This is a genomic window from Pontibacter indicus (genome assembly GCF_900156345.1).
In the GTDB taxonomy this organism is placed as follows: Bacteria; Bacteroidota; Bacteroidia; order Cytophagales; family Hymenobacteraceae; genus Pontibacter; species Pontibacter indicus.
Map to the genome: position 1 here is coordinate 1 of NZ_FTPP01000007.1, position 15,415 is coordinate 15,415.

At 52.6% G+C, this 15,415-nt stretch carries 11 protein-coding genes; 5 read left to right on the forward strand and 6 right to left on the reverse strand.

Translation table 11 applies throughout. The features are described 5' to 3' along the window. From B0B12_RS19825 to B0B12_RS19845, 5 genes are all read right to left on the reverse strand, one after another. Positions 1-476 (reverse strand): M57 family metalloprotease (locus B0B12_RS19825; RefSeq protein WP_244554790.1); only part of this gene is annotated, 476 nt, incomplete at its 3' end. A gap of 367 nt (positions 477-843) precedes the next feature. Next, positions 844-1,725, reverse strand: a complete 882-nt coding sequence (locus tag B0B12_RS19830) for a YicC/YloC family endoribonuclease (protein WP_076672465.1) — start codon at positions 1,723-1,725, stop codon at positions 844-846. A gap of 158 nt (positions 1,726-1,883) precedes the next feature. After that, a complete protein-coding gene (locus B0B12_RS19835) occupies positions 1,884-3,035 on the reverse strand; it encodes a serine hydrolase domain-containing protein (RefSeq protein ID WP_076672466.1) in 1,152 nt (383 codons plus the stop codon). Positions 3,036-3,042: 7 nt separating this feature from the next. Next, on the reverse strand, positions 3,043-6,246 hold the full coding sequence (locus B0B12_RS19840) for a TolB-like translocation protein (RefSeq protein WP_076672467.1): 3,204 nt from the start codon (positions 6,244-6,246) through the stop codon (positions 3,043-3,045). Positions 6,247-6,250: 4 nt separating this feature from the next. Then, on the reverse strand, positions 6,251-7,342 hold the full coding sequence (locus B0B12_RS19845; RefSeq protein WP_076672468.1) for an NAD(P)/FAD-dependent oxidoreductase: 1,092 nt from the start codon (positions 7,340-7,342) through the stop codon (positions 6,251-6,253). Positions 7,343-7,423: 81 nt separating this feature from the next. On the opposite strand from B0B12_RS19845, the gene B0B12_RS19850 reads away from it, so the two are divergent. From B0B12_RS19850 to B0B12_RS19870, 5 genes are all read left to right on the forward strand, one after another. Further along, positions 7,424-8,062, forward strand: coding sequence for an MBL fold metallo-hydrolase (locus tag B0B12_RS19850; RefSeq protein WP_076672474.1), 639 nt, complete (start codon positions 7,424-7,426; stop codon positions 8,060-8,062). 9 nt (positions 8,063-8,071) lie between these two features. Continuing rightward, positions 8,072-8,776 carry a CDP-diacylglycerol--serine O-phosphatidyltransferase gene (gene pssA, locus B0B12_RS19855; protein ID WP_076672469.1) on the forward strand — a complete coding sequence of 235 codons (705 nt, stop codon included), beginning with the start codon at positions 8,072-8,074 and terminating at the stop codon, positions 8,774-8,776. Positions 8,777-8,977: 201 nt separating this feature from the next. Beyond that, positions 8,978-12,547, forward strand: coding sequence for a type IX secretion system sortase PorU (porU, locus tag B0B12_RS19860; RefSeq protein WP_076672470.1), 3,570 nt, complete (start codon positions 8,978-8,980; stop codon positions 12,545-12,547). 49 nt (positions 12,548-12,596) lie between these two features. Then, positions 12,597-13,721 carry a type IX secretion system outer membrane channel protein PorV gene (gene porV, locus B0B12_RS19865; RefSeq protein ID WP_076672471.1) on the forward strand — a complete coding sequence of 375 codons (1,125 nt, stop codon included), beginning with the start codon at positions 12,597-12,599 and terminating at the stop codon, positions 13,719-13,721. A 13-nt stretch (positions 13,722-13,734) separates the two neighbouring features. Next, positions 13,735-15,024, forward strand: a complete 1,290-nt coding sequence (locus tag B0B12_RS19870) for a M16 family metallopeptidase (RefSeq protein ID WP_076672472.1) — start codon at positions 13,735-13,737, stop codon at positions 15,022-15,024. A gap of 95 nt (positions 15,025-15,119) precedes the next feature. Here B0B12_RS19870 and B0B12_RS20480 read toward each other — a convergent pair whose 3' ends face one another. Next, on the reverse strand, positions 15,120-15,380 hold the full coding sequence (locus B0B12_RS20480; RefSeq protein ID WP_076672473.1) for a hypothetical protein: 261 nt from the start codon (positions 15,378-15,380) through the stop codon (positions 15,120-15,122). Positions 15,381-15,415 lie beyond the last annotated feature (35 nt).

Below are 15,415 nucleotides of genomic sequence, written 5' to 3' on the forward strand. Positions count from 1 at the left end.
CCGGCAGAGGCCAGGTAAGAAGAGCCCGCAGGCGCCTTCGACAGCAGGATGTTGTAGCCCGAGGACACGCGGCGGAACTTCAGGCGCAGGTTCTCGGCGTTGAAGCGGCGGATGGCCTCGTCCAGCGCCGTTACATAAGAAGAAGGCAGGCTGGTGGTGATGGCCACGTTGATGGTGCGGCTGGTGCCCACGCTTACCAGGTTGTTGGTGCGGTACTGCTCCTCCTCACCCACGCGCAGGGCTGTGGTTTCAGGAGAGGCTTGCAAATCGCTTTCAGAGAAGAAGATGTCACCTTCCACAATGTAGCCACCCTCGGTGCGCTGCACATTGTCGGTGTTGAAGCCCATCTCTGAGATTTTGGCCATAGCGAGGGGTGAGATCTCGTTGGCTGTAACATCGGCCTCTTCTTTCTGGCAAGAGGAGAAACCAAACATGGCCGCCAGGGCCAGGAGCGAAAGTAAGCGTGTTGTTTTCATTAAAATTATTTTTTATAGTTAAACATGGCGAAATATAGAAGAAAACAATACACTAAACAACACTTAGAATTATCTGTAAATCAGCGTCTTAACACCGTTTTAAGCACTTAAATAAGGTTGTGTCAATAACAAACATTAAATATAACTTATATAAGAATTTACAGATGCTTATGAAACTGGGTTGCAATAACACAGCACATCTTCAGCTAAAAAATTTTATGAAAAATTTTAAAAAATTTAGCACCCCGAGCAAAACTTCACAGATGTTTTAACATCAATCCTATTAGAGTCTACTGCTAGGGCGCAAAACAAAAAAGCAGCTACCCTTGCGGGCAGCTGCTTCCGGAATGTCTCGTAGCAGGTGTTGCTACAGAATGTTGTTGATCTGTTCTTTTATCTTCTCCAGCTCTTCCTTCATTTCCACCACGTGGTGCTGTATGGTCGCATCGTTGGCCTTGGAACCGATCGTGTTGATCTCACGGCCAATCTCCTGCGCTATGAAACCCAGCTTTTTGCCGGTGGGCTCAGGCAGGTATACGGTTTCGGTAAAGTAATGCAGGTGGTTGATCAGGCGCACTTTTTCCTCCGCAATATCGAGCTTCTCCATGTAATAGATCATCTCCTGCTCGTAGCGGTTCTGGTCGTAGTGCTCGGAGGTGGACACTTCGGTGATGTGATTTTTGATGCGGTTGCGGATATGCTCCATGCGCACCGGGTCCTGCTTCTCCACCTCAGCCAGCAGTATCCGGATCCGGTCGATGTAAGACATGATTTCAGTCGTAAGTGCTTTGCCTTCGTTGGCCCTGAACGCATTGATGCTTTCGAGCGCCTGCTGCACAAGTGGCTGCACGGTATCCCAATCGGCTTCGCCTTCCTCGTCTTCGCCCTGATCCTGCTGCAGCACATCGGGCATGTGCAGGGCCAGCCGGAAAAGGTCGTTTTTAGAGCCTCCCACCAGGTCAGCCGTCGCGTTCAGTTCTTCATAGTAAGCTTTGAGCAATTCCTTGTTGATGTTGCTTTTAGCCCGCTGCGCTTTGTTCTTGGTGTAATCCACGCAGATGCTCACCTTACCCCGCACAAGCGCCTTTGTCAGCATGGTGCGTATCTCGTACTCGCGCTCCGACAGGAAGCGCGGCAGACGCACGCTCAGGTCCATGCTTTTAGAATTGAGCGATCTGATTTCGACGTTAATGGAATACTGGTCAGTATCGAGGCGGGCACTGCCATAGCCTGTCATGGACTGCAACATAAGCGCTTTTTTTGAAATAATGATTTGGCAAATTAGGTATAATTCCTCAGTTATACGCAGCCGGGAGGCTAAAAGTCCAAAACTGGCAGGGTAGCAGCCACGAGGTATGGCAGCACAGAAGGGGCTATGCAGGGTCAGTTAGGACGAAAATTTTATACCTAGCGCACCATCTGATTAACGGCATCGATCATGGCCAGCACCTCCGAAGGATGGCCGTCAATGCGTTCGCCCCGCTTTTTGCCGAGCCGCACGATCACGAGCTCTTTCTCAGGTATCACGATGATGTACTGGCCCAGAATGCCCCGCGCGTAGAAAATAAACTGGCCTTTGTAGTCTGGCAGCAGCCACCATTGGTAGCCGTAGTGCGTGGTCGGTTTGCCTGTGTTGGCATCGGTCAGGCCGCTAGGGTTGAGGGAGGCCTGCACATACGCCGGCGACACCAGGGTGTCGCCCTCCCAGACTCCCTGCTGCAGGTATAGCTGCCCGATGCGAGCGAAGTCGCGGGCATTGGAGAAGAAGCAGCAGTAGGCCTTTTCGTTCCCAAGCGGGTGGTCGATGCTCCATTCGGCCTTACGCTCGGTCCCCAGCCGGCGCCACAGTTTCTCCTCAGCGTAGTCAGCCAGGTTTTTCCCGGTGGCCGCTTCCAGTACAAAACCCAGTACCTGCGTGTCACCGCTTTTATACGAGAACTTCTGACCAGGCTCTTCTACCGCCTCCAGTCTCCGGATCACCTTCTTCAGGTCAGATCCATAGTAGGCTTCGGTGGTAACGGAAAGCGGATTGGCATACGATTCGTCCCAGTTCAGGCCGGAGCTCATCCAAAGCAGGTGCCGGAGCGTGATCTTTGCCTTGGCGCCTTCCCTGAACTCCGGCAGGAAATCACCGACTGGCTGGTCTACACTCTGGATCGCCCCTTCCTGCAGCGCTATACCTACCAGGATGCTGACAATGCTTTTGGCTACGGAAAATGAATTGCTCAGCGACTCCTCCGAATAGCCGTCCCAGTACTGTTCATACAGCAGCGAGTCGCGGTGCACGACTACAAAGGCAACAGACTGCAGCTGCTCATGGAGTTGCTGCAAGTCCTGCGGCAGGGTAAGTTGGTTGTATCGGGAGGCAAGCGGCCAGGGCTGCGGCTCGTCGGCAGGTGCTATTTTACGCTGGTGAAAGATCAGGTTATCGTCGATGTCAGCGAAGTTGTGGTACAGCGCTTTGTACACATAGTTTTTGTCAGCCATGTGCAGCCACGCCGCGGCCAGTCCGAGCACCAACATAAAGCCAATACCAAATCGCTTGGTTTTTCGGTTCATGCCCCTGTTAGAAGTCGTACCCTAAGGTGATATAGAACTTAGGTCCTTTGCGTGCATCGTCCTCCTCACTCCAGGCCATGTCGACCTTGCCGTATACGCCGAACAAAGTGGTACGTGCGCCTACCCCATAACCCAGCAGGAACGGGTTGCGGTAGTTGATCACCGTGATCTCGAACGGACTGGTATTGGTCTGGTCAATGCGGCCGCCGATGACGCGGGTGTTGATGGAGTTGTTGCCAGTAAAGGGGTTGGTACCGTTGTAAGCCGAGCCTGCATCGCCGAAGGCGGTAAACTGCAGGTTGCGGAAAAAGCCCGACGGAATGGGTCCGTCATACAGGTACTGCACGATCGGTATGCGCAGCTCCAGGTTGGCCAAAAGCACTTTGGATCCACGACGGGCATTGAAGTTGAAGCCGCGCAGCGGGGTGGTGTAATCTAGGTAAAAGAGGTCGGCCGGAGTTCTGACCACCACGTCTTCGCGGGTTGCCGTACCGTCGTCTTCCGAGGCAAAAAGCCAGTTGTCCATACCTCCGATGAGGAAGTTTTTAGGTGCGTTGCCAAAGTAGGCGCCGTAGTTGATGCGGCCCGCCAGTATGATCTGCCGGTGTATTTTCTGGTAACGGCGCACATCCAGATAAAACTTGCTGAAGTTCTCCGAGCTGTGCTCAAAGTTTTTCAGGCTCAGGATGCCTGCTTTCATACGGGTACCCTCCAGCATGTTCACGCCGCGCACCACCGAGTTGTCGTACACCAGTTCTATGCTGCCGCCACCAAAGTAATCGGTCCTGTCGGGCGTCACGAAGCTGTTGATATAGGTAAAGCGTGTATTCACGAATCGAGGCTGCATGCGGATGCTGGTGCTGTAGCTGAGTGGGTATACGAGCGTTGGCGAGAACTCATGCTTGCCGAAGCGCACCACAGAGCCCGGAAACTCCGGCGCTTGCCCCACAATCACATCGCGGCGGTACTGCATCCCAATGTCGAAGCGGTTTTTCAGGTTCATGTACTCGGCAAACATGCGGCTGGTCTCGAGGTCGGTGCGGACAAAGGCGCTTCCGCGGATGTGGTGGTTCTCGAACAGATCGCTCATGTTCACGCCGGCCACGATTCCGAAGCCCAGCTGCGGATCGGCATATACCGAGGTAATCACTTCCTGCACGCTAAAACGAAGGTCATAATCAACCGGGCCGGCAATAGGTATACCTCCTTCGGTGGTACGGGCACGCTGTGGTGCCGCTGCCTGTGCTTTAGCCTGCGTTTCGGCTTGCTGTTGCTCTTTGGCGTCGCTCTCAAACTGGTAGTTCTCAATGTCTACCTCACCTTGTCGCGGTGTTTTCTTAGGAGTGGCACCCTCTACAATTTTACGGGCAGTAGCGGTATTTGCGGCCGTGGTGCGGGCCCGGGTTTCGAGAATGATCTGCCGGGATGTCTTGGGTAGCTCGGCCTGCGTTGTAGAGCTGAATGCCGGGAAAGCGTACACAAAGCTGCGGGCATTGTCGTTTGCGGTAAGCACCAGCGCGTTTGCCTCTCCGCTCAGGTCGTAGCTCTCGATGTCCTGCAGGAAGTTGGTCAAAGGGCGTCTGGCGCCTGTGCCGATGTTGTACTGGTACAGACTACGCACCCCGGTTTCCTCGCTCAGATATACCAGGTTGCCGTCTGCCGTGGCGCGCGGGCGCAGTTCGCTCGCAATCGAGAAAGTGATCTGTTTTGCGCTGCCTCCTTCACGTGGCATCAGGAAGATGTCGTAGTTGTTTACCACACCCGAAAAATTTCCGGTCGCAGTCTGGCCTGTTGTGTCTACAAAGCGGTTGGAGCTAAAGGCGATCTGGTTACTGCCTCCCTTCAGGAAAACCGGCTGAATGTCGTCGTAAATGTCGTTAGTGAGTTGCTGCTGCACGCGTCCGCCGCTGGAGAGCAGGTATAGGTCTGTCTGCCCGTTGTTCACAGCGCTCATCAGCAGCGAGCTGCCGTCTTCGGAGTAGCTCATGTCGCGCACCTGCGAGAACTGGCTCAGGGTAACGGCCGTGGTGCGGATGTCGTCGAACACAGGTATACGGGAGCGGCGACGGGTAGAATTTATTTGACGCAGCACCATCTGACCGCGTCTTGCCTCTACAAAACCAAGCTGGGTGTTGGTGCGCCAGGCCAGCACAGGCAATCTGTAGTCGATGCGCTGGTCCACGGTCTTGTAGCCGCTCTTCCATACCACCCGGCTGCGATTGCTGCCCACCTCTTTCACGATGATCTGGTAGCTGCCGTTCTCGTTTTCGGCATAGGCCATGAGCGTGCCCGCGGGGTTCAGCACAGGCTGGGTATAGTGGTTGCCTTTTTTGTTTTTCTGGAAAACTTTGTTTTCGGCTGGCAGACTTACCAATGGATTCTCCCCGCGGGTGTTGATCTGCATGTAGTAATTGTGGCAGTCCTGCAGAAAGCGTTTGTAAGGGATGTTAAGGCTGCTTGTGATGCCCACCTCCGTGTCGCGCGTAATGCGGGTCAGGTTGAGAATGTTCTGGATGGAGGTATAGCCGTAGCGCTCCGCAATGTAGTTCCAGATGGCCTGTCCGCCCAGTTGCTGGTCCCGGGCCAGCACGTCTTCCATGCGGGCCTTGCTGTTGACTAGCAGCATGTCGCGCACGTAGTTGTCCATGCGCAGGCTCCAGCCCTCGGCAGTATAGGCCGCCACACCACTGATAAACCAATCCGGCAGGCGCAGCAGGTAGCTGCTCTGTAAGGCTTCTTTCAGGCTGCCGCCATACATCATGTCGTTGAGCAGGAGCTCGGTGAGTTGGTAGCTCAGGTCGCGCTTGAAATCGGTCTGGGTACCGTCGTAGGCCAACTCCAGTTTATTCTTCAGGAAAAGCGTTTCGCCGCCCGTCTGAAACTGATCGCGCTGCATGCCGATGTTGCTTTGCTTCAGGTCCGTCATCGAGTTGTAGACGATGAGCGTGATCTTGGAATAAGGGTAATAGCCAATGAAACTGGTGATGCGCTTCAGTTCGCGCTCGGCATACTCTGCTGCGTTGCGGGCCGACTGGTCGCCGCCCTCATAGAAGTAAATGTTGAAGTTCTGGGTGCTGTAAAGCTTCCAATCGAAGTTCTTATACTGGATTCGGCTCCGGCCAAACGTCTGCACATTCGGCTGGGCCATAGCCACTTCGCCTACTGCAGCACAGCACAGGAACAGCAACAATAACCTTATGGAAAAACGCATGCGCTTAGAGTTCTGGGTTATGGTGTTTTATGTAGTCGTAATATAACGAATAATATCTCGAAATGTGTACGTCCGGCAGTATTTCTGTACCCCCTTCCAACGCGCTGGCAAACACATGCGCCAGGTATGGCGCCATCAGCACGCCCTTGGAGCCCATGCCATTGAACACGCTCAGCTGCGCATGCGCCGGGTGCCGCCCCATCAGCGGACGACGGTCGCGCACGGCTGGCCTGATACCGGCCCAGTGCCTGCTCACCTGGTAAGTTTGTGTGGTAATCTGCTTAAAGCGCTCGCTTAGTTCCGCCTCTCCTTCAGGGGTTGGTTCTTCGTCGGGCTGGCGCCAGTTGTAGGTGGCCCCTATCTTAAAGCGGCCCTCTCCTACCGGAACAACGTAAACGGCTTTATTATAGATGCATTCCGGGTTAAAATCCTGTGTTTGCACCTCCAGCACCTCGCCTTTGGTCGGCTGCAAAGGCAACCATCTGAAGTACGGATTCTGCACCACCTGCCAGCCTTCGCAGAAAACCAGGTGACGTGCTGTAATGTTTTTGTACGTTATACCTTGTTCTGTCAGCTGCAGCTGCTCCATTTCAAAGCGCTCCGGCAATAAGGCATTGGCTTGTTGGAGGTCCCGTAGCAATAGATCGAGCGTTTCGGCGATGCGCAGGTAACCGCCTTTTTTGATCATAATGCCACCGAACTGATCTTGCACAGAAGGGTCCGGGTCGGTGTTTTGGGTATAGGTGGCGCCAATGTATTCGCTCCAGTTGCCTTCGGCGCTTTTGGCCATCCAGTTGTTCTGCTCCTCTATGGTGGAAAATACCTTGTAGATGGGTTTGTGAACGAAAAGCTGTTGTCCGAATTTCTCCTCGAGCTCATCATAAAAACTGTCGGCATAAGGCAGCAGCGTGTCCACGAGCCAGGACTTGGCGAAGCGCTTGCCCGCCACGGGGTTTACCAGACCAGCTGCTACGCGGGAGGCGGAGTTGGCTTTGGGCTCGTCGATCACCAGCACCTGCTGGCCCTGCTTGCGCAAGGTATAGGCCAGTGTGGCGCCGGCAATGCCATGCCCTACCACGATGTAGTCATAATTCATACAGGCAATTTACGACTTACGCCTGAAGTTCGTAACTTAGATGCCGAATTTGTGGGCCCGCGCCCTGTGAACGAGAACGACATGAACATTACCTGCCTTACATTCAACCCCTTTCAGGAGAACACCTACCTGCTGCACGACGACACAAAGGAGTGCGTGGTGGTAGACCCTGGCTGCTATGAACTGACCGAACAGCAAGAACTGAAGCGCTACATCGAGGCCAATGACCTGAAAGTGGTGCGCCTGCTTAACACACACTGCCACATCGACCATGTGCTGGGCAACAAGTTTGTGGCCGATACCTACGGGGTGGAGCTGGAAATTCACGAAAAAGAGCTGGAGGTCCTGCGGTCTGTGCCGGTATACGCCCCCAACTATGGCTTTCAGATGTACAGCGGCGTGGAAGCCTCGACTACTTACCTTAAGGAAGGCGACACCATCGCGTTTGGCAATACAGAGCTGAAAATAATTTTTGCGCCCGGTCACGCGCCGGGGCATGTGGTGTTCTACAGCGAGCCCGACCAGGTATGCATCGGCGGCGACGTGCTCTTCAAAGGCAGCATCGGCCGTACCGACCTGCCCGGCGGCGACTTCGACACGCTCATCAACAGCATCAGAACCAAGCTGTTTACGCTACCGGACAACACCGTGGTATACCCGGGTCACGGACCTGAAACCACGATCGGGTACGAAAAGAAGTATAACCCATTCCTGCGCTAAGCCCTCCGGATGAAAAAACACATACCCAATGCCATTACCTGCCTCAACCTGTTTTGCGGCTGCCTGGCCCTATACTTTGCCTTTAACTTCCGACTGGAGTATGCAGCCTACCTCATTGGTATAGCCGCCATCTTCGACTTCCTGGACGGCATGCTGGCCCGCGTCCTGAAAGCCTATTCCGAGATCGGAAAGCAGCTCGACTCGCTGGCGGACATGGTATCGTTTGGAGCCGTGCCGGGTGCCATCATGTTCGCGCTGCTCTGGCAGTCAGAAGCCTCTGTGCTGGGTATACCGGCTAACATTTTGCCTTTCTTTGGTTTTCTGATCACGATCTTCTCGGCGCTGCGCCTGGCCAAGTTCAACATCGACACGCGCCAGTCGGAGTCTTTCATCGGGGTGCCGACACCGGCCTGCTCCATGTTCATCGGTTCGTTGCCACTCATACTGGCCACCTCCGGTAACTTGTACGACAACGTCATCCTGAACCCGTACTTTCTGCTGGCGGTAACCGTAATCTTCTCATACCTGCTGGTGGCTGAGTTGCCTTTGTTTGCCCTCAAGTTCAAGAACCTGACCTGGAAGGACAATTCCATCCGCTTCATTTTTCTGGGCCTTTCGGTCATCTTGCTGGCACTCGCCCAATTCGCTGCCATCCCGCTGATCATCGTGCTTTACGTAGTACTGTCCTTCATCAGAAAGGCACCCGTTTCCTGATTGCTGGCAGGCTAGCCTCCGGATTAAAAGATGATAGGAAAACAAGGTATAGCATAGGCAGGTATAGAAGGTATAACAGCTGGCTACCTATGGCTGGCGCGGCTGTTCTATACCTGCAATTATCCACGATTTAGTTAGCTGAAAGCATAATCTTCTGTAAATTTAGACATCGTATTATGCTTTCCTTTACCTCTGCCTGCTATGCGGATTCCTTTGCTGCTCTGTACCTGTCTGCTACTCGGTTTCCTGCTGCAAACCCGCCTTGCAGGGGCACAGGAAGGTATGCCAGCAACCACGCTGCAGGACAATACAGCCGGACCGCTATCCAGTAACACTTCCTTCGGAACAGCTGATTCTCCAACCCAGTTTGCCACTGCCTCGGTGCTAAGTTCCGGCAATTGGTATAAGATCGGTGTCACGGAATCAGGTATACACCGCATCGACAGGGCACTGCTGCAGTCGCTGGGCATCAACACCCAGCAGCTCGATCCGCGCACGCTGCAGCTTTTCGGAAACGGGGGTGGCATGCTACCGCAACCCAATAGCACACCTCGGCCCAATGATCTGCTGGAAAATGCCATTTGGGTGGCAGGCGAAAACGACGGCCGCTTTGACGAGGCAGACCATGTGCTGTTCTATGCGCAAGGTCCTCATACCTGGCAACCCAACAACGACCAAACCGCCTTTCAGCAGATTCACAACATTTACTCCGACACGGCTTATTACTTTATTCGGGTGGGAACAGCCAGAGGCCTCCGGGTTAGCCAGCGTGAACAGGCAGGTGGCGCAGGCCCGACTATCAGCACGTACAGCGAACGCATTCATCACGAGCGTGACCTGAAAAACATGGTGTACTCCGGCCGCGAGTGGTATGGCGAGGACTTCAGCGCCTTCACAACCAGTCGTGAGATCAGCCTGCCTGTTTCGGACCTGGCGCCGGGATCCGAAGTCCGGCTCACGGCTGTTCTGATGGCAAATTCGTCGGCAGAGAGTTCCTATACCTTGCGCCTCAATGGACACACGCTGGGCACCCAAACGATCAGCGGGCGCGGCACGTTTCCTTACCATCCGGAGGGCATCAACAGCAGCGGCACCTATACCTTGCACCAGCAGACACTCGGGCAGCCGAAGGAACTAAAGGTAGGCATCAGCTACAGCACGGGCAGCAACTCCACGGCGCTCGGCTTCCTCAATTACCTGACGCTCAACTACGAGCGCCAGCTCAAACTTTACGGCGACCAAACCGCCTTCCGCTCTCTTGCCAGTATAGCCAGTCCTATGAGTGTGTTCCGCCTGTCAGGCACACCCGCCACCACACAGGTATGGGACGTCACGGATCCGCTTCGGCCTGTCGTGCAGCAGACCACCGCCTCAAGTGCGGACCTTACTTTCAGTGCTCCTACGGAAGTGCTGAGAGAGTTTGTCGCTTTCAAAAACAACACCGGCCTTAAACCAAGGGCATTTGGCAGGGTGGCTAACCAAGACCTGCACAGTCACAACCTCGATGGCCGCCTCGACCTGGTTATCCTGACGCACCCCCGCTTTTTGCAGGAGGCGAACCGGCTGGCAGCGCACCGCCGGCAGCACAGTCGCATGGAAGTTGCAGTCGTCACCACTACGCAGGTATACAACGAGTTCGCGTCTGGCGCGCAGGACGTGTCAGCCATACGTGACTACATGCGCATGCTTTACAACCGCAGCAATAAGCAGGGCGATGACGTGCTATACCTGTTGCTTTTTGGCGATGCGTCCTACGATTACAAATACCGGCTGCCCAACAACACGAACTTTGTGCCGGTGTACCAGTCCCGGCAGTCGCTGCACCCCATCATCAGCTATTCTTCCGACGATTATTATGGCTTTCTGGATGAGCACGAAGGCGAGTGGGCCGAAAACAGCGCGGGCGACCATTTGCTCGACATCGGCATCGGCCGGCTACCGGTGAAAACGCCAGCCGAAGCCGCCACAGTGGTAGATAAGATCATCGCGTACGACAGCCCAGCACACTTCGGGAAGTGGCGCCGCCAGGTGACGTTTGTGGCAGACGACGGTGATTATAACGAGCACTTAAACGACGCTGAGTTTCTGAGCAGTTACCTGGAGCGGGAGCACATCAACTACAACCCCAGTAAGGTATACCTAGACTTGTACCCGCAGGAAACCGTGGGCAGCAGGCAACAGGCACCAGCAGCCAATACTGCCATTGACAAGGCTGTGGAGCAGGGCTCACTGATTATGAACTATACCGGGCATGGCAATGAAGTCAGTTGGGCCTGGGAGCAGATCCTGACAGCAGAGCAGATCAGCAACTGGCGCAACAAGGACAGGCTTACCTTTCTGCTCACGGCCACCTGCGAGTTTGGCCGCTACGACGACCCCAGGCGCTCCTCCGGTGCCGAACTCGCACTGCTTAACCCGAAGGGTGGTGCCATTGGCCTGCTCACGACAACACGCCCCGTTTTCTCGAGCGATAACCGTATCCTCAACCGTAACTTCTTTAAAGTGGCACTTCAGCCAGTCAATGGTCGTATGCCCCGTCTGGGCGACATCGTGCGGCTCACCAAGAACATCAGCATGACCGAAACAGGTGGCTCAAAAGGTGTCAACAACCGCAACTTTACGCTACTGGCCGATCCCTCTCAGCAACTCGCCTATCCTGATCTACAAGTCCGGATTAGACAGATCAGTGGCACAGGACCCGCCTCCGATACCCTTTCTGCCTTGGGCCAGGCAAGTATAAAAGGCGCTGTCACGCACGCAGACGGAAACATTGCCACAAATTTTGAAGGCACCTTGCACATCACTGTTTTCGAGAAGCCAACTACACGTCGCACGTTGGGCGATAATACACCCGAGCGCAGGGACGAACCAGTTATACCTGGTGGCAGCCAGCCTGTACCTGTCCAACTGCGTGAGAAGGTGGTATATGACGGACAGGCAACGGTCAAATCTGGTGTTTTCGAGTTGAGCTTTGTCGTCCCAAAAGACATTGAGACAGGCTATGGTTCAGGCAAAATCAGTCTCTACACCAGTAGCGCAGACCACGACGCCATAGGAGCGGATACGGCTATAGTTATTGGAGGCACTGCCTCAAGTATAGCCACTGACAACGTGCCTCCTGTCATCAGGCTGTTCATGAATGATGAGTCTTTTGTCTCGGGCGGCACCACGAGTCAGCACCCGCTGCTACTGGCAAAGTTATCTGATGAGAGCGGACTGAACACAGCAGGTATAGGATCAGGCCGGGAGATGGTCGCCCTATTGGATGAAGGCACCGACCAGGCCATTGTGCTGAACGACTACTATACTGCTGACCCCGATACTTACCAGTCTGGCACGATACGCTATCCTTTTAAGGATTTAAAGGAAGGCCCTCATACCTTATCACTCAAGGTATGGGACACGCACAACAATTCAGCTGAAGAGCGTCTGGCTTTCGTCGTCTCCAGCAACGAGAAGCTGACTATCAAGCAGCTGATGAATTACCCGAATCCCTTCTCAACAAACACGACCTTTCATTTCGATCATAACAGGGCAGGCGAAAATTTAGATATCCATATACAGATATTCAACGTATCGGGAAAGTTGGTAAAGACGCTGCAAGGAACCAGTTATGCCAGCCAATCGCACCTGTCCGAAATAAGCTGGGATGGGAAAGGTGAATATAACGACACATTAGCCCGCGGCGTATACGTTTACCGAATCATTGTACGTTCTCAGTATGACGGGGCAACTGCTACAAGTTTTGAGAAACTTGTGCTCCTGAATTAGTAAAATCCTATAATATTTCTATATTTGATTTTGCATCAACACCCTCTATATGTATAAGAAAAATTTACTTGTCAAAGCCACCGCATTTGTGGCTGCATTCTTCTCAGTGCACTTCGCATCGGCACAAACCTCTACCATCGGACAGGACTCACGTACTGTAACCACAGCCGTTCCGATCCTGACAGTAGCCCCTGATGCGCGCTCTGCCGGTTTGGGAGATGCAGGTGTTGCCCTTAGCCCTGACGCGAACGCTCCGCACTGGAACCCGGCCAAGTTAGGTTTCGTGCAGAATGACATGAGTGTGAGTTTCTCTTATTCTCCCTGGCTACGCAACATCGTAGACGATATGTCCCTGAGCTACCTCTCTGGCTACAAGAAGCTTTCAGAGACATCTGCTATCTCTGCCTCACTCCTGTATTTCGACCTGGGTGATATCCAGTTCATCGATGCCAATGGCAACGACATCACAGAGTTCTCCCCTAAGGAGTATGCCCTCTCAGTTGCTTACGGACAGGCTCTGAGCGAATACTTCAGCTTAGGTATAGGCGCCCGCTTTATCCGCTCTAACCTGGCCGGTAACGTGACCATTGGCGGTGGCGCTTCTCCCTTCGAGTCTAAGCCAGGCAACACAGCTGCTGTGGATGTAGGCTTGTACTACAACCGTGATGTTTCCCAGAACCTGAACCTCGGCTTTGGTGCCAACATCTCCAACATCGGTGGTAAAATCGCCTATACCAATGGTGACCAGAAGGATTTTCTGCCTACTAACCTGAAACTAGGCACAGCGATTACGTATAACCTTGACCAGTATAACTCACTTACATTTGTGCTCGACGCCAACAAACTGCTGGTGCCATCACCGGGAGCGGACAGTACGCAAACAGTGATCAGCGGTATCTTCTCCTCATTCGGAGATGCGCCGGGTGGCTTTAGTGAAGAGTTGCAGGAAATTAATTTCTCCGGCGGTGTGGAATACTGGTATAACAACCTGTTTGCCGCTCGTGTTGGTTATTTCTATGAAAACCCGGAGAAGGGCAATAGAAAGTATATTTCGACAGGCCTGGGTCTGCGCTACCAGAAATTTGGTATAGATGCAGCTTACCTGATCCCAAGCGAACGGGGCAACCCGCTTGCTGAAACCATCCGGTTCAGCCTGTCGCTTAACTTAGATTAAAAACTAAAACAGAATGCTTGATAGAACAAAAGCACCAGAAATACATGAAATAGAAGCAGTCACGCTACAAGTAGCAGAAGTAAGTCACTTAAGCAACGGAGCCAGACTGCATTATATAAAAAGCGAAACCCAGCCTGTTATCAGGCTGGATTTTGTTTTTAAAGCGGGTAAGTGGTATGAGGAGCAAGCCGGCGTAGCTGATCTAACGGGCAAAATGCTCTTTGAGGGCAGCATGAATTATACTGCAAAGCATATCGCTGAGAAGGTAGCTTACTATGGTGCCTCGTTCGAGAATAACCACGGCTATGACCGGTCAGAATTTACGCTCTATTGCCTCAGTAAATATGTGCGCGAGTTGCTCCCTCTGGTACTGGATGTGTTGCAAAACCCTGTTTTCCCGACAGAAGAATTTGAGCTCTTGCGGAAGCGCAATATCCAAAACCTAAAGGTACAGCGTCAGAAGAATAATTACCTGGCAACGCACAGCTTCACCAAGCTGGTTTACGGCGATACACATCCATATGTATATGGTTTGGATGAGCACGTTTTAGATACCATTGCAAAGGGAGAGCTAGAGAACTTCTATAAGAGCAGGTATAGCACGGATCAGTTGGAAGTATTTGCCTGCGGAGCTATTGATGATGAGTTGGAGAAACTGTTGGAGCAGGAAATTTCTACTTTACACCTATCAGGTGCACCAGCTGAGCCCAAAGTAAAAAATGCGGGAGTTGAAAAGGATGAAGATTTTGTTTTGATGCCCGAGAGTTTGCAATCATCTATTAGGATAGGCAAACAGTTTCCATTGATTGGCCACGAAGACTACCATAAGCTTGTTGTGTTGAATGAGATCTTAGGTGGGTATTTTGGTTCGCGGTTAATGCGTAACATTAGAGAGGACAAAGGCTATACCTATGGCATCTATTCTGCTATATCGACTAAAGAACAGGATAGCCTCTTCTTTATAGGTACGGACGTAAACTATCAGGTTACTGATAAAACGATTGCTGAGATACATAAGGAAATCAAGCTGCTGCAAGAGGAGCTAGTTCCGGAAGACGAATTGCAAACAGTAAAGAGCTACATGCTGGGCAAATTCCTGAACGATATAGCCACGATCTTTGAGCAATGCGATAGGTATAAGCGCATCGTATTGCATAAATTGCCTTACGAACATTATAATAACTATATCAGTACCATCAGGGGAGTTACAGCTGAAGAGCTACAAGCCCTTGCAAATCAATATATCAATCTGGAAGGACTCAAGACTGCTATCGCAGGGAAAAGGCCCGACAAAGCTGATTAAATTTCACTTGTAACTATATCAAACAAGAAAGGCTGCCTACATCAGGCAGCCTTTCTTGTTTGCTCTTGAGTAGTCTATCTAATTTAATTACTGAGTCAATACACTGCTGTTTTAGTAAAGATTACTGAAATCAGACATTGACGAGTAACTAAATCAAAGAGGGTATAACTGAGAGTGAAATCATTTAAAGAAAAGATATTTATAGGGATATAACCATCGTTGCCCATCACCATTTCTCCCCTCAGCTCCCTTTGCTTTCCCTTCTCCCTTGTATTTGGGTATTGGTTTAAAACGGCCACAGCCCCTGACTCTTTTTGAGAATCAGGGGCTGTGTGGTTGTTGGGGTTGGCGGCCACCTACTCTCCCGGGTGTGACCCCAGTACCATCGGCG